At 66.9% G+C, this 13,403-nt stretch carries 12 protein-coding genes and 1 pseudogene; 6 read left to right on the top strand and 7 right to left on the bottom strand.

What is annotated here, in order from left to right; genetic code table 11:
* Positions 1 to 99 precede the first annotated feature (99 nt).
* Positions 100 to 1,233: a metallophosphoesterase gene (locus DFLDMN_RS16065; protein WP_423198444.1), complete on the top strand. Its 1,134-nt coding sequence runs from the start codon at positions 100 to 102 to the stop codon at positions 1,231 to 1,233.
* Between the two features lie 70 nt (positions 1,234 to 1,303).
* On the opposite strand, the gene ettA is transcribed toward DFLDMN_RS16065, so the two are convergent.
* A complete protein-coding gene (gene ettA / locus DFLDMN_RS16060) occupies positions 1,304 to 2,971 on the bottom strand; it encodes an energy-dependent translational throttle protein EttA (protein WP_423195873.1) in 1,668 nt (555 codons plus the stop codon).
* Positions 2,972 to 3,166: 195 nt separating this feature from the next.
* On the opposite strand from ettA, the gene DFLDMN_RS16055 reads away from it, so the two are divergent.
* Together DFLDMN_RS16055 and DFLDMN_RS16050 are read left to right on the top strand one after the other, a co-directional pair.
* Positions 3,167 to 3,388: a hypothetical protein gene (locus DFLDMN_RS16055; protein WP_423195872.1), complete on the top strand. Its 222-nt coding sequence runs from the start codon at positions 3,167 to 3,169 to the stop codon at positions 3,386 to 3,388.
* Between the two features lie 50 nt (positions 3,389 to 3,438).
* Positions 3,439 to 3,933 (top strand): YgjP-like metallopeptidase domain-containing protein, encoded by a 495-nt coding sequence (locus tag DFLDMN_RS16050; RefSeq protein ID WP_423198443.1) that lies wholly within the window; start codon positions 3,439 to 3,441, stop codon positions 3,931 to 3,933.
* Here DFLDMN_RS16050 and DFLDMN_RS16045 read toward each other — a convergent pair.
* The 6 genes and pseudogenes from DFLDMN_RS16045 to DFLDMN_RS16020 all read right to left on the bottom strand — a co-directional run bounded on the left by DFLDMN_RS16045 (position 3,928) and on the right by DFLDMN_RS16020 (position 9,593).
* Positions 3,928 to 4,899, bottom strand: a complete 972-nt coding sequence (locus tag DFLDMN_RS16045) for an endo alpha-1,4 polygalactosaminidase (protein ID WP_423195871.1) — start codon at positions 4,897 to 4,899, stop codon at positions 3,928 to 3,930. The genes DFLDMN_RS16050 and DFLDMN_RS16045 overlap by 6 nt on opposite strands.
* 352 nt (positions 4,900 to 5,251) lie before the next feature.
* Positions 5,252 to 6,724 carry a gamma-glutamyltransferase family protein gene (locus DFLDMN_RS16040; protein WP_423195870.1) on the bottom strand — a complete coding sequence of 491 codons (1,473 nt, stop codon included), beginning with the start codon at positions 6,722 to 6,724 and terminating at the stop codon, positions 5,252 to 5,254.
* 167 nt (positions 6,725 to 6,891) lie between these two features.
* Positions 6,892 to 7,182 (bottom strand): annotated as a pseudogene (locus DFLDMN_RS16035) (2Fe-2S iron-sulfur cluster-binding protein); the annotation flags it as partial.
* Between the two features lie 30 nt (positions 7,183 to 7,212).
* On the bottom strand, positions 7,213 to 7,515 hold the full coding sequence (locus tag DFLDMN_RS16030) for a ferredoxin (protein ID WP_423198442.1): 303 nt from the start codon (positions 7,513 to 7,515) through the stop codon (positions 7,213 to 7,215).
* Between the two features lie 35 nt (positions 7,516 to 7,550).
* Entirely contained in the window at positions 7,551 to 7,898 is a 348-nt protein-coding gene (locus DFLDMN_RS16025) for a 2Fe-2S iron-sulfur cluster-binding protein (protein WP_423195869.1), read from the bottom strand.
* 144 nt (positions 7,899 to 8,042) lie between these two features.
* On the bottom strand, positions 8,043 to 9,593 hold the full coding sequence (locus DFLDMN_RS16020) for a hypothetical protein (protein WP_423195868.1): 1,551 nt from the start codon (positions 9,591 to 9,593) through the stop codon (positions 8,043 to 8,045).
* 406 nt (positions 9,594 to 9,999) lie between these two features.
* Here DFLDMN_RS16020 and DFLDMN_RS16015 point away from each other — a divergent pair, with 406 nt between their 5' ends.
* From DFLDMN_RS16015 to DFLDMN_RS16005, 3 genes are all read left to right on the top strand, one after another.
* Positions 10,000 to 10,926, top strand: a complete 927-nt coding sequence (locus DFLDMN_RS16015; RefSeq protein WP_423195867.1) for an ornithine cyclodeaminase family protein — start codon at positions 10,000 to 10,002, stop codon at positions 10,924 to 10,926.
* Between the two features lie 157 nt (positions 10,927 to 11,083).
* On the top strand, positions 11,084 to 11,815 hold the full coding sequence (locus DFLDMN_RS16010) for a TenA family transcriptional regulator (protein WP_423195866.1): 732 nt from the start codon (positions 11,084 to 11,086) through the stop codon (positions 11,813 to 11,815).
* Between the two features lie 123 nt (positions 11,816 to 11,938).
* The gene (locus tag DFLDMN_RS16005; RefSeq protein ID WP_423195865.1) at positions 11,939 to 13,399 is read left to right on the top strand and encodes an aldehyde dehydrogenase family protein; all 1,461 of its coding nucleotides are present in this window, start codon (positions 11,939 to 11,941) and stop codon (positions 13,397 to 13,399) included.
* Positions 13,400 to 13,403: the final 4 nt, after the last annotated feature.

Below are 13,403 nucleotides of genomic sequence, written 5' to 3'. Positions count from 1 at the left end.
ATCGTGCTTGCCCTTGAAGCGGATCGGGATGGCCTCACCTGCTCCGCATTCCCTCCCTGCCCCCTCCGCCCCCGTCCTTCTCACCGCGATATGAGCTCCTTGCCCCCGCGTCGCTCGATCCTGTTTGCCGCCTCGATCACCGCGTTGCTGCACATCTACATCGGTGTGCGGCTGCTGCCTGACTTGCCGGTGCCGATGGCCATCAAGATCCTGATGGCCCTGTGGCTTGCCGCGTCGTCCTGGCTGCTGCCCGCCAGCCTGCAATCGCGGCGTTTTGCGCCCTGGGGAGACCATGTCAGCTGGCTCGGCATGCTGGCCATGGGGTTCTTCTCGTCGCTGCTGATTGCCACCTTTGCGCGCGATATCTTCCTGTTGATCGCGCTCGCCGCCGGCTGGCATACCCCGACCCTGCTCGCCGACAGCGCCATCGTGCCGCCGGTGGCCGCGCTCGTGGTCAGCCTGATCGGCTATGTCAATGCGCGCGGGCTGGCACGCGTGGTGGAGGTCGATGTGCCGGTGGCGGGCCTGCCGCAGGCGCTGCATGGCTTCACCATCGCGCAGATCAGCGATATTCACGTCGGCCCGACCATCAAGCGGCCCTACCTCGATCGCATCGTCGACCGCGTCAACAGCCTCGGCGTGGATGCGGTGGCCATTACCGGCGACCTCGTCGACGGCACCGTGCCCGAGTTGTCGCACCACACCGCGCCGTTCGCGCGGCTGTCGTCTACGCACGGCACCTTCGTGGTGACCGGCAATCACGAATACTATTCAGGCGCCGAGGCCTGGATCGAGGAGTTGCGGCGGCTCGGATTGCGCGTGCTCATGAACGAGCACGTGGTCGTGGAACGCGAGGGCGCCGCACTGGTGCTCGGTGGCGTGCCGGACTATTCGGCGGGACGTTTTATCGAGAGTCATCGCAGCGACCCGGTGCTGGCGTTGTCGGGTGCGCCGGAGTCGGCGGCGGTGCGCATCCTGCTGGCCCACCAGCCACGCAGCGCACCCGCCGCCGCGGCAGCGGGCTTCGACGTGCAGCTATCGGGCCATACGCATGGCGGCCAGTTCTGGCCGTGGAACCTGTTCGTGCCGATGCAGCAACCGTATGTGCACGGGCTCAACCGGCACGAGCGGATGTGGATCTACGTGAGCCGCGGCACAGGCTACTGGGGGCCGCCGAAGCGCTTCGGCGCGCCTTCGGAAATCACCAGGGTGCGGCTGGTGGCCGCATCGTGATGGCGCCGCCACGCCTGGCGCGGCCGGCGTGGCGGGTGTGGCCGGTGCGCCATTCCGGCCCGAATGCCGATCAGCGCGTGATCGGCTTGTAGCGGATGCGCTTGGGCTTGGCCGCTTCCTCGCCGAGCCGGCGCTTCTTGTCGGCTTCGTATTCCTGGTAGTTGCCGGGGAAGAACTCGACGTGCGAGTCGCCCTCGAACGCCAGGATATGCGTGGCGATACGGTCGAGGAACCAGCGATCGTGCGAGATCACCAGCACGCAGCCGGCAAACTCCAGCAGCGCATCCTCAAGCGCACGCAGCGTTTCCACATCGAGGTCGTTCGACGGTTCGTCCAGCAGCAGCACGTTGCCGCCCGCGATCAGCGTCTTGGCCATATGCAGGCGGCCGCGTTCACCGCCCGACAGTGTGCCGACCTGCTTCTGCTGGTCCGAGCCCTTGAAGTTGAAGCGGCCGATATAGGCACGCGACGGCGTCTCGTAGCGGCCCACCGTCAGCACATCCGCGCCACCCGAGATTTCCTCGAACACGGTCTTGCTGCCGTCCAGCGCATCACGGCTCTGGTCCACATACGCCAGCTTGACGGTCGGCCCGATCTTGATCTCGCCGCTGTCCGGCTGTTCCTTGCCGGTGATCATGCGGAAGAAGGTCGACTTGCCGGCGCCGTTGGGGCCAATGATGCCGACGATCGCGCCCGGCGGCACCTTGAAGCTGAGGTTATCGATCAGCAGGCGGTCGCCGTAGCCCTTGCTCACGCCGTCGAACTCGATCACCTCGTTGCCCAGGCGTTCGCCGACCGGAATGAAGATCTCCTGCGTCTCGTTGCGCTTCTGGTATTCCTGGCTGTTCAGTTCGTCAAAGCGGGCCAGACGCGCCTTCGACTTGGCCTGGCGGCCCTTCGGGTTCTGGCGCACCCACTCCAGTTCCTTGTGCAGGGCCTTCTGCCGCGCGGACTCGCTCGCTTCCTCCTGCTTGAGACGGTTCTCCTTCTGGTCGAGCCACGAGCTGTAGTTGCCCTTCCATGGAATGCCGTGGCCGCGGTCGAGTTCGAGAATCCACTCGGCGGCGTTGTCGAGGAAGTAACGATCGTGGGTGACGGCCACCACGGTGCCCGGGAAGCGGGTCAGGAACTGTTCGAGCCAGTCGACCGATTCCGCGTCGAGGTGGTTGGTCGGTTCGTCGAGCAGCAGCATGTCGGGGCGCGACAGCAGCAGGCGGCACAGCGCCACGCGGCGCTTCTCGCCGCCCGAGAGGTTGCCGACCCTGGCATCCCACGGCGGCAGGCGCAGCGCGTCCGCGGCGATGTCGAGCTGCAGCTCGGCGTTATTGCCGTCGCTCGCCGCCAGGATCGCTTCGTACTTGGCCTGCTCGGCGGCCAGCGCGTCGAAGTCGGCGTCCGGCTCGGCGTACGCGGCATAGATCTCGTCGAGCTTCTTGCGCGCTTCGAACACGCCGCCCAGCGCGGCTTCCACCGATTCGCGCACGGTCTGCTCGGGATCGAGCTCGGGCTCCTGCGACAGATAGCCGATATTCAGGTTGGGCATCGGCGTGGCCTCGCCCTCGATTTCCTGCTCGAGGCCGGCCATGATCTTCAGCAGCGTGGACTTGCCCGAGCCATTGAGGCCCAGCACGCCGATCTTGGCGCCGGGAAAGAAGGACAGCGAGATGTCCTTGAGGATGTGACGCTTGGGCGGAACGATCTTGCCCACGCGGTTCATGGTGAATACGTACTGAGCCATGGTGGTAGCGATTGGAGGAAGCCGGAATGGGCGAAGTGTAGCAGGGGCGCCCCGCGCGCTGGTGCTCCGGCGGACGGCCCGTCGTTCCACTGATCGCACCGGTCGCACGGGTGTTGCGGCGCATCGTTCTACAATACGGCTCGCATTCTCCTTGCTCCCCCTCTTTGCTCCCCATCACATTCGCTCCGCACCGCCATGAAACCCGCCCTGACCCTCAAGTTCAAATGCAAGTCGTGTGCAAAGCCGGTCACCCTGTATCTGCAGAAGACCTCGGCCTGCTCGCATATCACGCCATACCAGGGCTTCTGCAAGTGCGGCGAGATGATGCGCCATGCCACCGGCGACAAGGAGGCGGTCGAGTCGTTCGTGAACTCGCTCGACAATAGCTGGATGCACCACCATCACCACCACCACTGAGCGCAGGGCCAGCCGTGAGCGCGACGTGGCGTCCCGCCATCAAGGACCCGATGCGCTTCCTGGGCGGATATGCGCCCGACGTGCTCGACCAGGTGCGTGCGCTGGTGGCCGCGGGCAAGCTCGGCGAGCATCTGGCGCGGCGCTACCCGTCGCACCACACCGTACAGACCGATCGCGCGCTGTATGAGTACACCACCGGGCTCAAGCAGGAATTCCTGCGCAGCGCGCCGCCGCTGCACAAGGTGGGCTACGACGCGCGGCTCGATAGCGCGCAGCATGCGCTCGGCCTGCATACTGCGATCTCGCGCGTGCAGGGCGGCAAGCTCAAGGCCAAGAAGGAAATCCGCGTGGCGGCGCTGTTCAAGGAAGCGCCGGCCGAATTTCTGCGCATGATCGTCGTGCATGAACTCGCTCACCTGAAGGAGAGCGACCACAACAAGGCCTTCTACCGGCTCTGCGAACACATGGAGCCGAACTACCACCAGCTCGAATTCGACACGCGGCTCTACCTCGCCTGGCGCGAACTCGAGCCGGTGCGCTCATGAGTCGCAGCTGTACCGGTAGCTGTCGTCGAGGCTGAGCGGCAGCACCAGCGTCCGCAGGTTCAGGGCCCTGGCCGACGCGCACAGCGTGGCGCGCGTGGCATCGACCTTGTAGCGGGTGGCGTATTCCACCTGGAACACGGGCTTGCCCTGCGTGGTGAACGCCGCGTAGGCACCGCACTCGTTGTACTGGAAGCACTGCTCGTTGACCGCGAAGTCGAAGTCCGTAGCCAGTTGCGCCACCTGCTCCACATCGTTCTTGAGGCCGATCGCCAGCCCGCGCGCATGCGCCTGGGCGGCAAGGTAGCGGTTGTAGTCGAGCTGGGTATCGGCGGTCAGCGGCAGGCCGGTATTGTTGGCATAGCCGTCGACGTTGTCGGTATCCACGCCATCGCATCCCTTGGCCTTGGCGATGTCCATGCGCGCCGCCATGATCGCGCGCACATTGGCCGAGCGTGTATCGAGCCAGCGCTCGCCGGGCCAGCCGGCAAGCCCGTTGCCCATGTCGGACGCCTGCAGCTGACTGAAGTCCGCGCGCCAGTTCTCGCTGCTGCCCGCCGAGAAATAGCAGACCACACGCTTGCCCTGCGACTTGATGGCGTCGATGGTGGCCTGCGGCGTATCGAACATGTCGAGATCGAATACCGTCACGTTGTAGGCGGTATTGGCGGTGCCCTGCAATTGCAGCTGCCAGGTGTCGTTTTCCTGCGGCACCCAGCGGGTGACGGCCGGTTGCAGGGGACCCGGTGCGCTGCTGCCGGTGCTGGTGCCGGTCCCGGCGGTATTGCCGGCGGTGGTGCCACCGGCGGACGCGGTATCGGAGACGCGCACGACCGAATGGCCGTTGTCATCGCCGCCGCCGCAGGCGGACAAGGGGAGCGCCAGTGCCACCAGCCATGACAGGACGAGCGGAGTGGAAGCACCGCGCAGGCGCGCGCTTCCGCGCAGGCATGCGAATTTGCCAGACATATTGCCCCTTCAGTTAACGATCCCGAATGATGGATGCCGGCCGCGTCGTCCGGTGGGATCGCGCGGCGGTCATGCGTTGCCCGGGCATTATGTATCGGGGACGTTACGGAAAGTATGTCGTCACGTCAAACGCGGCAAGATCGCAACACTCCAGCCCGCGCGCGCGGCGGGCGCGACAGGAATCGCCGTGCCGAGCCCATGGTTCGGCACATCGCATTCGGCACATCGCGTTTGGCACATCGCGTCCCACCATCGCGGCACCGGGACTCCAGCGCGGCGGGCGACACCCATCGCGTGGCCGGGTGCAACACCGGGGGCAAGACCGGGGGCAACACGGAGTCGGCGCTCCGGCTCAGTCGCCGAGCGCGCAGCCATCCTTGCGCCGGTCCGACGCGCCCAGCAGCGAGCCATCGGCGGCCCGCATCACTACCTGGGCGCCGCCGAAATCGCTGCGGCCGCCGAGCTCGCCGAGGCCGGCCGGTTCCTCGTAGCCGGCCGCGCGCAGCGCTGCCGCAATGGCCGGTGGCATGCCCGCCTCGAGCGCGAGCGCGGTGTCGGATTCGAGCCGCCAGCGTGGCGCATCGAGCGCGGCCTGCAACGGCTGCTGCCAGGCCAGCAGCCGTACCAGCAGTTGCAGTTGTCCCTGCGGCTGCATCAGTCCGCCCACTACGCCGAAGCCCGCGTGGAAGCGCCCACCGCGCAGCGCCGCGCCGGGCACCACCGTGTGATATGGCCGTTTGCCCGGCGCCGGACTGTTGATATGGCCAGGCCCCGCAAAACCGAAGCCCCGGTTCTGCAGCACAAAGCCGCAGCCAGGCACCGCGATGCCGGAGCCGAACCGCTTGAAGATACTGCTCATCAGCGTGATGGCAAGGCCGTCGCGATCGACCACCACGGTGCACACGGTATTGCCGGCCGGATCGGCCACGGTCTGCCTGGCATGCCGCATCGCGTCGCCCATCGCGCGCACGGTCGCCAGTACCGTGGCCGGATCGTCGGCGTTCAAGGTCTGCGGCTCCAGCGCGGCCAGCGCGTGGAGAATCGCCACGCCGTGCGTGTTGGGCGGACACTCGTAGACGTCGGTGCCGCGGAAGCGTGTGGTCACCGGCGTGACAAAGTCTCCGTGGTGTCCGGCAAAGTCGGCCGCGGCCAGCACGCCGCCGTGCGATCGCGCGGCAGCCTCGGCGGCACGCGCGGGCTCGCCCCGATAGAACGCGTCGGGGCCGTCCGCGGCAATCGCCGCCAGCGTGCGCGCCAGTTGCGGGTTGACGAAGGTCTCGCCCGCCGCGGGCGAACGGCCCGCACGATAGAGCGCCGCGCACACCGGGTCGTGGTGCAGGACCTTGTCGAACAGCCGCCATTCGCGCGCCGCCACGGGCGCGAGCGCAAAGCCGTCGCGCGCGAGCGCGATGGCCGGCGCCAGCAGCGTGCGCCATGGCAGGCGACCGTAACTGGCATGCAGGTCATGCCAGCCGCGCACGGCGCCGGGCGTGGTCAGGGAGAGCGGATGGCGCTCGGGGATCCGCTGGCCTGGAAGGTCGTTCAGCATGGCCGGATCGAAGGCCGCCGGCGCACGGCCGGTGCCGTTATAGCTGCGCACTTCGCCGCCGGGTGCCACGATCATCGCCAGCAGGTCGCCACCGATGCTGGTGGCCATCGGCTCGACCACACCGAGGATCGCGTCGGCGGCGATCGCCGCATCGACCGCGCTGCCACCGTCGCGCAGCATCTGGCGCGCCGCGCGCGCCGCCAGCGGATGCCCGGTGGCGACCATGGATGCCATGGCCCGCACGCCATGGTCGCCCGGTGTGGCCGGCGCGCTCACGAGGCGTCCTGGCCGACGCCGGCCAGTGCCGACGCTGCCGGCGCGGGATCACCGGAATCGCCGGCATCGACGTCCGCACCGGTCACCGGCTGCGGTGCCGCGTTCGCCGGTACAGGCCGCGCCGGTGACGCTGGCGGCCGCACGGCGATCGACGGCGGCCGCGGTGCGGGCGCATGCTTGTCCCACGACACGCTGATATCGCCGTTGACGAAGGTCTGGCAGGCCATGCGATAGCCGTTGGCGAGATCGTCGTCATTGAGATGGCGACGCTCCTTCGGCTTGACCGCATCGGTATGCTCCAGGCCGGACTCGATCCGGCAGCGGCAGGTGCCACACAGGCCGCCACCGCACTTGAACGGAATGCCGCCCTGCTCGCGCAACGAGACGCGCAGCAGGTTGCTGTTGGCGGGGGCATCGACAACCTTGTTGTCGTTGGTAAGGAAGGTGATCTGAGGCATCGTGTGTTTCGCTACGGAGGCGCGCGCCGCTCAGACGCGCTCGAGTCGGAGGTCCATGCTGCCGAAGGTGGCCAGCTGGCGCAGCTCGGCGCGCGCGGCGTCGAGCGTGTCGAATTTTTCGAGGAACTTGGTCGGCACGAGGTTGACCGTGGTCGACGGCGGCGCCTCGACCACGCGCACCTTCACGTTGCGCGCATCGTCGGCCAGTTCGGCAATGACGAAGTGCGCGGTCTTCTTGCCGTAGAACAGATAGTCATAGGCTTCTACCGGCGTCACGCCCGCGACGGGCTCGGTATGGAACCGCCCGGTCTTGCTGGTAAGAATCACGTACATGGTCGCGGCCCGCCGGACGAGATGAAGATGCGTGGTCATGCCGTGCACTGGCTGCCGGCCCCGACCGCGCCCACCGGTGCACTGCCCGTCTGGTCATCCTGGAGCAGCTCGATATCGTGGTGGATCCACAGCTGGCACACCAGCCGGTAGCCCTGCTCCAGCCGCTCGCCGAGCTGCTTTTTTTCCTTCCAGTTAGGCGGCGGCAGGTGTGCGGCACCGTCGATCACCCGGCACGCGCACGTGGCGCACTTGCCCATGCCGCACTGGTAGGCGAGGTTGGGATACGGAAACTGCTTGATGCCGGCGCGCACCACGAGGTTCGTGTTTTCCTTGACCTCGTCCTCGAAGACTTGGCCGTGCTTGTGAAAGATGACTTTTGGCATGGCGCGGATTCCTGCATGGTGCGGTAAGCCCGGCGGTGACAGCGTGCAAGCGAGCCTGCGAGACAACCTGCAAGCCAGTGCGCGTGCGGCGCCGGGCGGATTAACGGTTAATGATTGCGGAGCCGGGTGTGCTGGAGGGAACGATCAGGACCACAGCACCATCGCGGCCGCGGTCGAGCACGCGAGGCCGATCAGCACCGGCAGCAGCAGCGCCCGCACGGCCTCGAGCACCGGCACGCGCGCAAAGCCCGCCACGGCGATCAGCGACGACCAGGCGATCAGCGTGCCGCCGCCGGTCCATACCGCCCCCATCTGACCTACGGCCGCCAGCGTGGCGGGATCGAAGCCGACCACCGGACCGAGCGCGCCGGCCAGCGTGCCGGTCAATGGGAGGCCGGCAAAGCCGGAACCGTCGATACCGGTGATCATGCCGACCAGCAGCACACCAAAGCCGACGAAGACGTGGTTATCGGGAATCATGTGCTGGTAGGCCTGGATCAGCTCGAACAGCAGGCTGGGCGCCTTGCCCGGCGGCAGGCCGAGGATCTGCGCACAGGTCTCGCCCGCGCCGACAAAGAAGAAGCCGGCGATCGGCAGAACCGAGCCCATCGCCTTGAATGCAAACACGAAGCCGTCGGTGATGTGCTCGGGGCAGACGTCGAGCATCTTGCGCGGACCTTCGGCGGCCAGCGTCGCCAGCATCATCAGCACGGCGGCCACGCCACCGACCAGCGCCGCGGCATCGCCGCCCTTGAGATCGGTACCGGCACCGAGCTTAGGCATCACCATCACGGCCACCACGATCAGGAACGCGATGGGCGTCACGATGGCGAAGCACTTCGACCATTTGATGCGCTTGCGCTCGACCATCGACAGACTCGCCTCGATGTTGCGGTCGGTAATCAGCGGTTCCGCATGGCTGGTGCCACGCGCGATCTCGGCCTTGTCGAAGGTGCCGCCGCCGTGCACGGGTTCGGCTTCCGGCTCCGGCGTGGCGCCCGCGGCCCGTGCCTGCCAGCGGTCCAGCAGCGCGCCGCTGGCGGGCACGATCTGCTTGCGCATCGACAGGTAGGCGAGCGTGAGGGCAATGGCGCCGGTAATGATCGACAGCGTCAGCGCGCGGTCGGCCACCACCGAGGCGCTGACCGCGGCGCCCGCGGCCTTGGCGCTGATGCCGGGCGCGACGCCGATCACGTAGTCCGACGACAGCGCCATGCCTTGCCCGGCAATGGCGATGGCCATCGCGCCCGCGAGCGGCGGCAGCCCGGCGGCGATGGCCGCCGGCAGCAGGATGGCGGACACCAGCGGCACCGCCGGCGTCGGCCAGAAGAACAGCGAGATCACATAGGTGATCGCGGCCAGGATAAAGAACGCGGAGTGGCCATTCTTCATCACCACGCGGAACGGCTCGACCATGCGGATATCCGAGCGCAGGGTCTTGAGCGCGTTGAGCAAGGCGGTCATGAACGCAATGACCAGGAAGATGTTGAACAGCTCCTTGGCCGCGACCAGGCTCGCGGAAAAGATGCCGCCGAGCGCCGCCACGGGACTGCCGGTCAGCGCGAACACGACCAGGCAGGTGCCGACGATGGAGGGAACCACGACATTGGCGCGCAAGATCATCGTAAGCACGATGACGGCCACGCCTAATAGATATATCCAGTGCGCGGCACCGATGACGACTTCGTGTTGCATGACGGCTCCCGTGGGGCGAAGAGTTCTGATGGGGACTGCGGGGTACGGATTACGACTCGAAGCGGCAGATTCGAGTCGCATCGTTGGTATACTATATTCAATATCACCAGCTCCACAAGCACTGGCGTATCAGTGTTTTCCTTGTCCCGGAGTTGGTGCGTAGCCGCGTTGCCAGCGCAAATATTGGGCATAAGGGCAATCGGCACGCCACCGGATGGTGCGGAAGAGACCGCCGCTTGCGCCTTAAGTCGCCATAATGGTAGACTGTATACCAAAAGCGTGCCAGGTAAGGTTGGTTCGGGGTTGCCGCGTCAGGGGCATCCAGCCGACTTTTACGGCGACCTGGCTTTTTCCGCCGATTTCTCCGCCCCCCCTCCACCCATTCCCCTTCACACCCGGAGCCAGGATGCTGCATATCACCGACGACATGATCGACCGCCACGTGACCGGCGCACAGGCCCAGCACGTCATGCAGGAGGCATTTGCGAGCTTTGGCCGCGCACGGGCCGCCATGCAGGAGCGCATCCGTACCGAGGCGGGTGGCGTCAAGCTGTCCACGCTAGGCGCCGTGATTCCCGACCAGGGCGTGGCCGGCGCCAAGGTCTACACGACCATCAACGGCCAGTTCTCGTTTGTGATCCTGATCTTCTCCACCGAGGATGGACGGCCGTTGGCGTCGTTCGACGCCGGCGCGATCACGCGCCTGCGCACGGCCGCCTGCACGGTGCTGGCCGCACGCCATCTGGCGCGCCCCGGAGCTCGCACGCTGGCGCTGTTCGGCGCCGGTACGCAGGGCACCGCGCATGCGCGGCAATTGAGCCAAGCCCTCGGGCTCGAACACATCGTGCTCTCCGACCCATACGCCGACGCGGGTACGGCAGAGCGTCTCGCCGCCGCGTGCGGCGTGCCGGTGTCGTTTGGCGAGCCCGCCGATGCGGTCGCGCAGGCCGATCTCATCGTGACCGCCTCGCGCGCGACGACACCACTGTTTGCCGGCGCGCAGATCCGACCCGGCACCTTCGTCGCCGCCATCGGCTCCAGCCTGCCGCATACGCGCGAGCTCGACGACGTGGCGCTGTCGCGCGCCGCCAGCGTGGTCGTCGAATGGCGACCGCAGTCGGTGCGCGAGGCGGGCGATATCGTCCTGGCCGCCCCCGGCGTACTGCCGCCCGACAAGATCGTGGAGCTCTCCGAGGTAGTGCTGGGCACGGTGCAGGCGCGGCGGCATGCCGACGACATCGTGATCTACAAGTCGGTTGGCGTCGGCCTCGAGGACGTCGCGCTGGCCGGCTTTGCCTGGAAGGCCATCGAGGCCGCGGGCGCCGCGCGCTGAGGGCGACCGGCACGCGTCCGGCCGCTCGCTCGCGACATTTCAAAAAACGCTTGCCGCTCGCTCCCATCTGTATATAGTATACCGAAACAACGTCGCTACCGGTCCTCCTGACTCGCGGTCGACGTGTTCTCCCCACGCCAAACCTGGAGCCCCCAACATGGCCGAACTGATGAACCGAGAAGAATTCCGCGCAGCGCTCGAACAAGCAATCAAGGGCAAAAGCGCCAACAAGGCGCCGTTCAGCGTCGCCTGGGCGAGCGGCAAGCTGACGCGCGCGCACCTCGCGCGCTGGGCGGAAAACCACTATCACTACGTCGGACCGTTTGCGGACTACCTCGGCTATATCTACGCGCGCACGCCCGATCGGTATACCGAAGCCAAGGATTTCCTGCTGGCCAACATGTACGAAGAAGAGATCGGCGGCGATCGCCACACCGACCTGCTGATCCGTTTTGCCGAGGCTTGCGGCACCACGCGCGAGCGCGTCATCGATCCGGACAACATGTCGCCGACCACGCGCGGCCTGCAGGCATGGTGTTATGCGGTGGCCATGCGCGAAGACCCGATCGTCGCGGTGGCAGGCCTGGTGGTGGGCCTGGAGTCGCAAGTGCCGTCGATCTATCGCAAGCAGACCCCGACGCTGCGCGAGAAGTACCAGTTCACCGACGAGGAAGTCGAATTCTTCGACCTCCACATCGTGTCCGACGAAATCCACGGCGAACGCGGCTACCAGATCGTCCTGGAGCACGCCAACACCGTCGACCTGCAGCAGCGTTGCCTGAAGATCTGCGAAATCGGCGCGCAGATGCGCCTGCTCTATACCACCGCGCTCTATCACGACTACGTCGAGAACGAACTGCCGCTGACCGAACTTGCGATGGCGGCCTGAAGCGTCGCGGCGCGCGGCCCGGGCGGGCTCGCGTGCGGCGGACGTCCGCGCGGCCCCGCCCGCGCGGGCGATGTGATAGCGAACGGCGCGGGGCTAGCCCCCGGCCGACAACCAAGTGCCACCATGACTGTCGGACCCCAGGACACGTTCCACAACTACATCGACGGCGAATGGACTCCATGCCATTCGGGCCGGACCTTCGACAACATCAATCCCGCCGATACCGGCGACATCGTGGGCCGTTTCCAGGCGTCGGCGGCGGTCGATGCGCAGGCGGCGGTGGCGGCGGCCGCAGCGGCATTCGAGGGCTGGCGCGCGCTTGCCCCGTCGCGCCGCGCGGCAATCCTCAATCGCGCCGCCGAGCACCTCGAAGCCAATGCCGACAGCATCGCGGCCGAGCTCACGCGCGAGGAAGGCAAGGCGCTCAACCTGAGCAAGGATGAAGTTCTGCGCTCGGCGCAAACCCTGCGCTTCTACGCCGTCGAGGGCCAGACCTTTACCGGCGAGACCTTTCCGCAGGACGATCCCGACATGCTGGTCTACTCGCAGCGCGAGCCGCTCGGCGTGGTGACCGTGATCGCGCCGTGGAACTTCCCGGTCTCGATTCCCGCGCGCAAGATCGCGCCCGCGCTGATCACCGGCAACACCGTTGTCTTCAAGCCGTCGTCCGATGCGCCGCTGAGCGGCTACCGCCTGGCCGAAGCGTTTGTTGCCGCCGGCATTCCCAAGGGAGTGCTGAACTTCATCACCGGTTCCGCCGGCGACGTCGGCGCAGCGATCACCGAGGCGCCGGCCGTGCGTGCAATCTCCTTTACGGGCTCGACGCAGGCGGGCGAGCAGATTCATCGCGCCGTCCCGATGACGACGCGCACGCAGATGGAACTCGGCGGCAAGAACCCGTTGATCGTGATGGAGGACGCCGACCTCGACAAGGCCGTCGACCTCACCATCAAGGGCGGCTTTTCGCTGAGCGGCCAGGCGTGCACGGGCACGAGCCGCGTGCTCGTGGTGGCGTCGGTCAAGGCCGCGTACACCGAGCGCCTGCTGGCCAGGGTGCGCACGCTGAAAATCGGCAGCGGCATGACGCCGGGCATGGACCTCGGGCCGCTCGCCACCCGCAAGCAGCTCGACAACGTGCTGCGCTATGTCGAGATCGGCAAGCAGGAAGCGACGCTGCTGTGCGGCGGCGCGCGGCTGACCGGCGGCGACTACGACAAGGGCTACTACATGTCGCCCGCGGTCTTTACCGATGTCACCCAGTCGATGCGCATCGCGCGCGAAGAGATCTTCGGGCCCGTGATCGCGATCATCGAATGCGCTGACTACGCCGATGCCATCGCCAAGGCCAACGACACCGAATACGGGCTGTCGGCCGCCATCGCCACCGGCAATCCTCGCTATATCCATCGCTTTGCCAACGACATCCAGTCCGGCACGGTCAAGATCAACCGCACGACCACGGGCAACCTGGTCAACGCACCGTTCGGCGGACTCAAGCGGTCGAGCACATCGACCTTCCGCGAGTCGGGTCGCACCGGGCTCGAGTTCTACACCCAGATCAAGACCGTTTATCGGGGTTGCTGAGCGC

The organism is Cupriavidus sp. H19C3, from assembly GCF_049393815.1.
Classification (GTDB): Bacteria; Pseudomonadota; Gammaproteobacteria; order Burkholderiales; family Burkholderiaceae; genus Cupriavidus.
Note: the sequence above shows the minus strand (reverse complement) of the source record. Positions and strands in the feature narration are given on the sequence as shown.

Coding starts and splice junctions, on each gene's coding strand:
- DFLDMN_RS16010 (WP_423195866.1), top strand. CDS start 11,084: ATGGCCGAACTGATGAACCGAGAAGAATTCCGCGCAGCGCTCGAACAA.
- DFLDMN_RS16030 (WP_423198442.1), bottom strand. CDS start 7,515: ATGTACGTGATTCTTACCAGCAAGACCGGGCGGTTCCATACCGAGCCC.
- ettA (WP_423195873.1), bottom strand. CDS start 2,971: ATGGCTCAGTACGTATTCACCATGAACCGCGTGGGCAAGATCGTTCCG.
- DFLDMN_RS16015 (WP_423195867.1), top strand. CDS start 10,000: ATGCTGCATATCACCGACGACATGATCGACCGCCACGTGACCGGCGCA.
- DFLDMN_RS16020 (WP_423195868.1), bottom strand. CDS start 9,593: ATGCAACACGAAGTCGTCATCGGTGCCGCGCACTGGATATATCTATTA.
- DFLDMN_RS16050 (WP_423198443.1), top strand. CDS start 3,439: ATGCGCTTCCTGGGCGGATATGCGCCCGACGTGCTCGACCAGGTGCGT.
- DFLDMN_RS16005 (WP_423195865.1), top strand. CDS start 11,939: ATGACTGTCGGACCCCAGGACACGTTCCACAACTACATCGACGGCGAA.
- DFLDMN_RS16045 (WP_423195871.1), bottom strand. CDS start 4,899: ATGTCTGGCAAATTCGCATGCCTGCGCGGAAGCGCGCGCCTGCGCGGT.
- DFLDMN_RS16025 (WP_423195869.1), bottom strand. CDS start 7,898: ATGCCAAAAGTCATCTTTCACAAGCACGGCCAAGTCTTCGAGGACGAG.
- DFLDMN_RS16055 (WP_423195872.1), top strand. CDS start 3,167: ATGAAACCCGCCCTGACCCTCAAGTTCAAATGCAAGTCGTGTGCAAAG.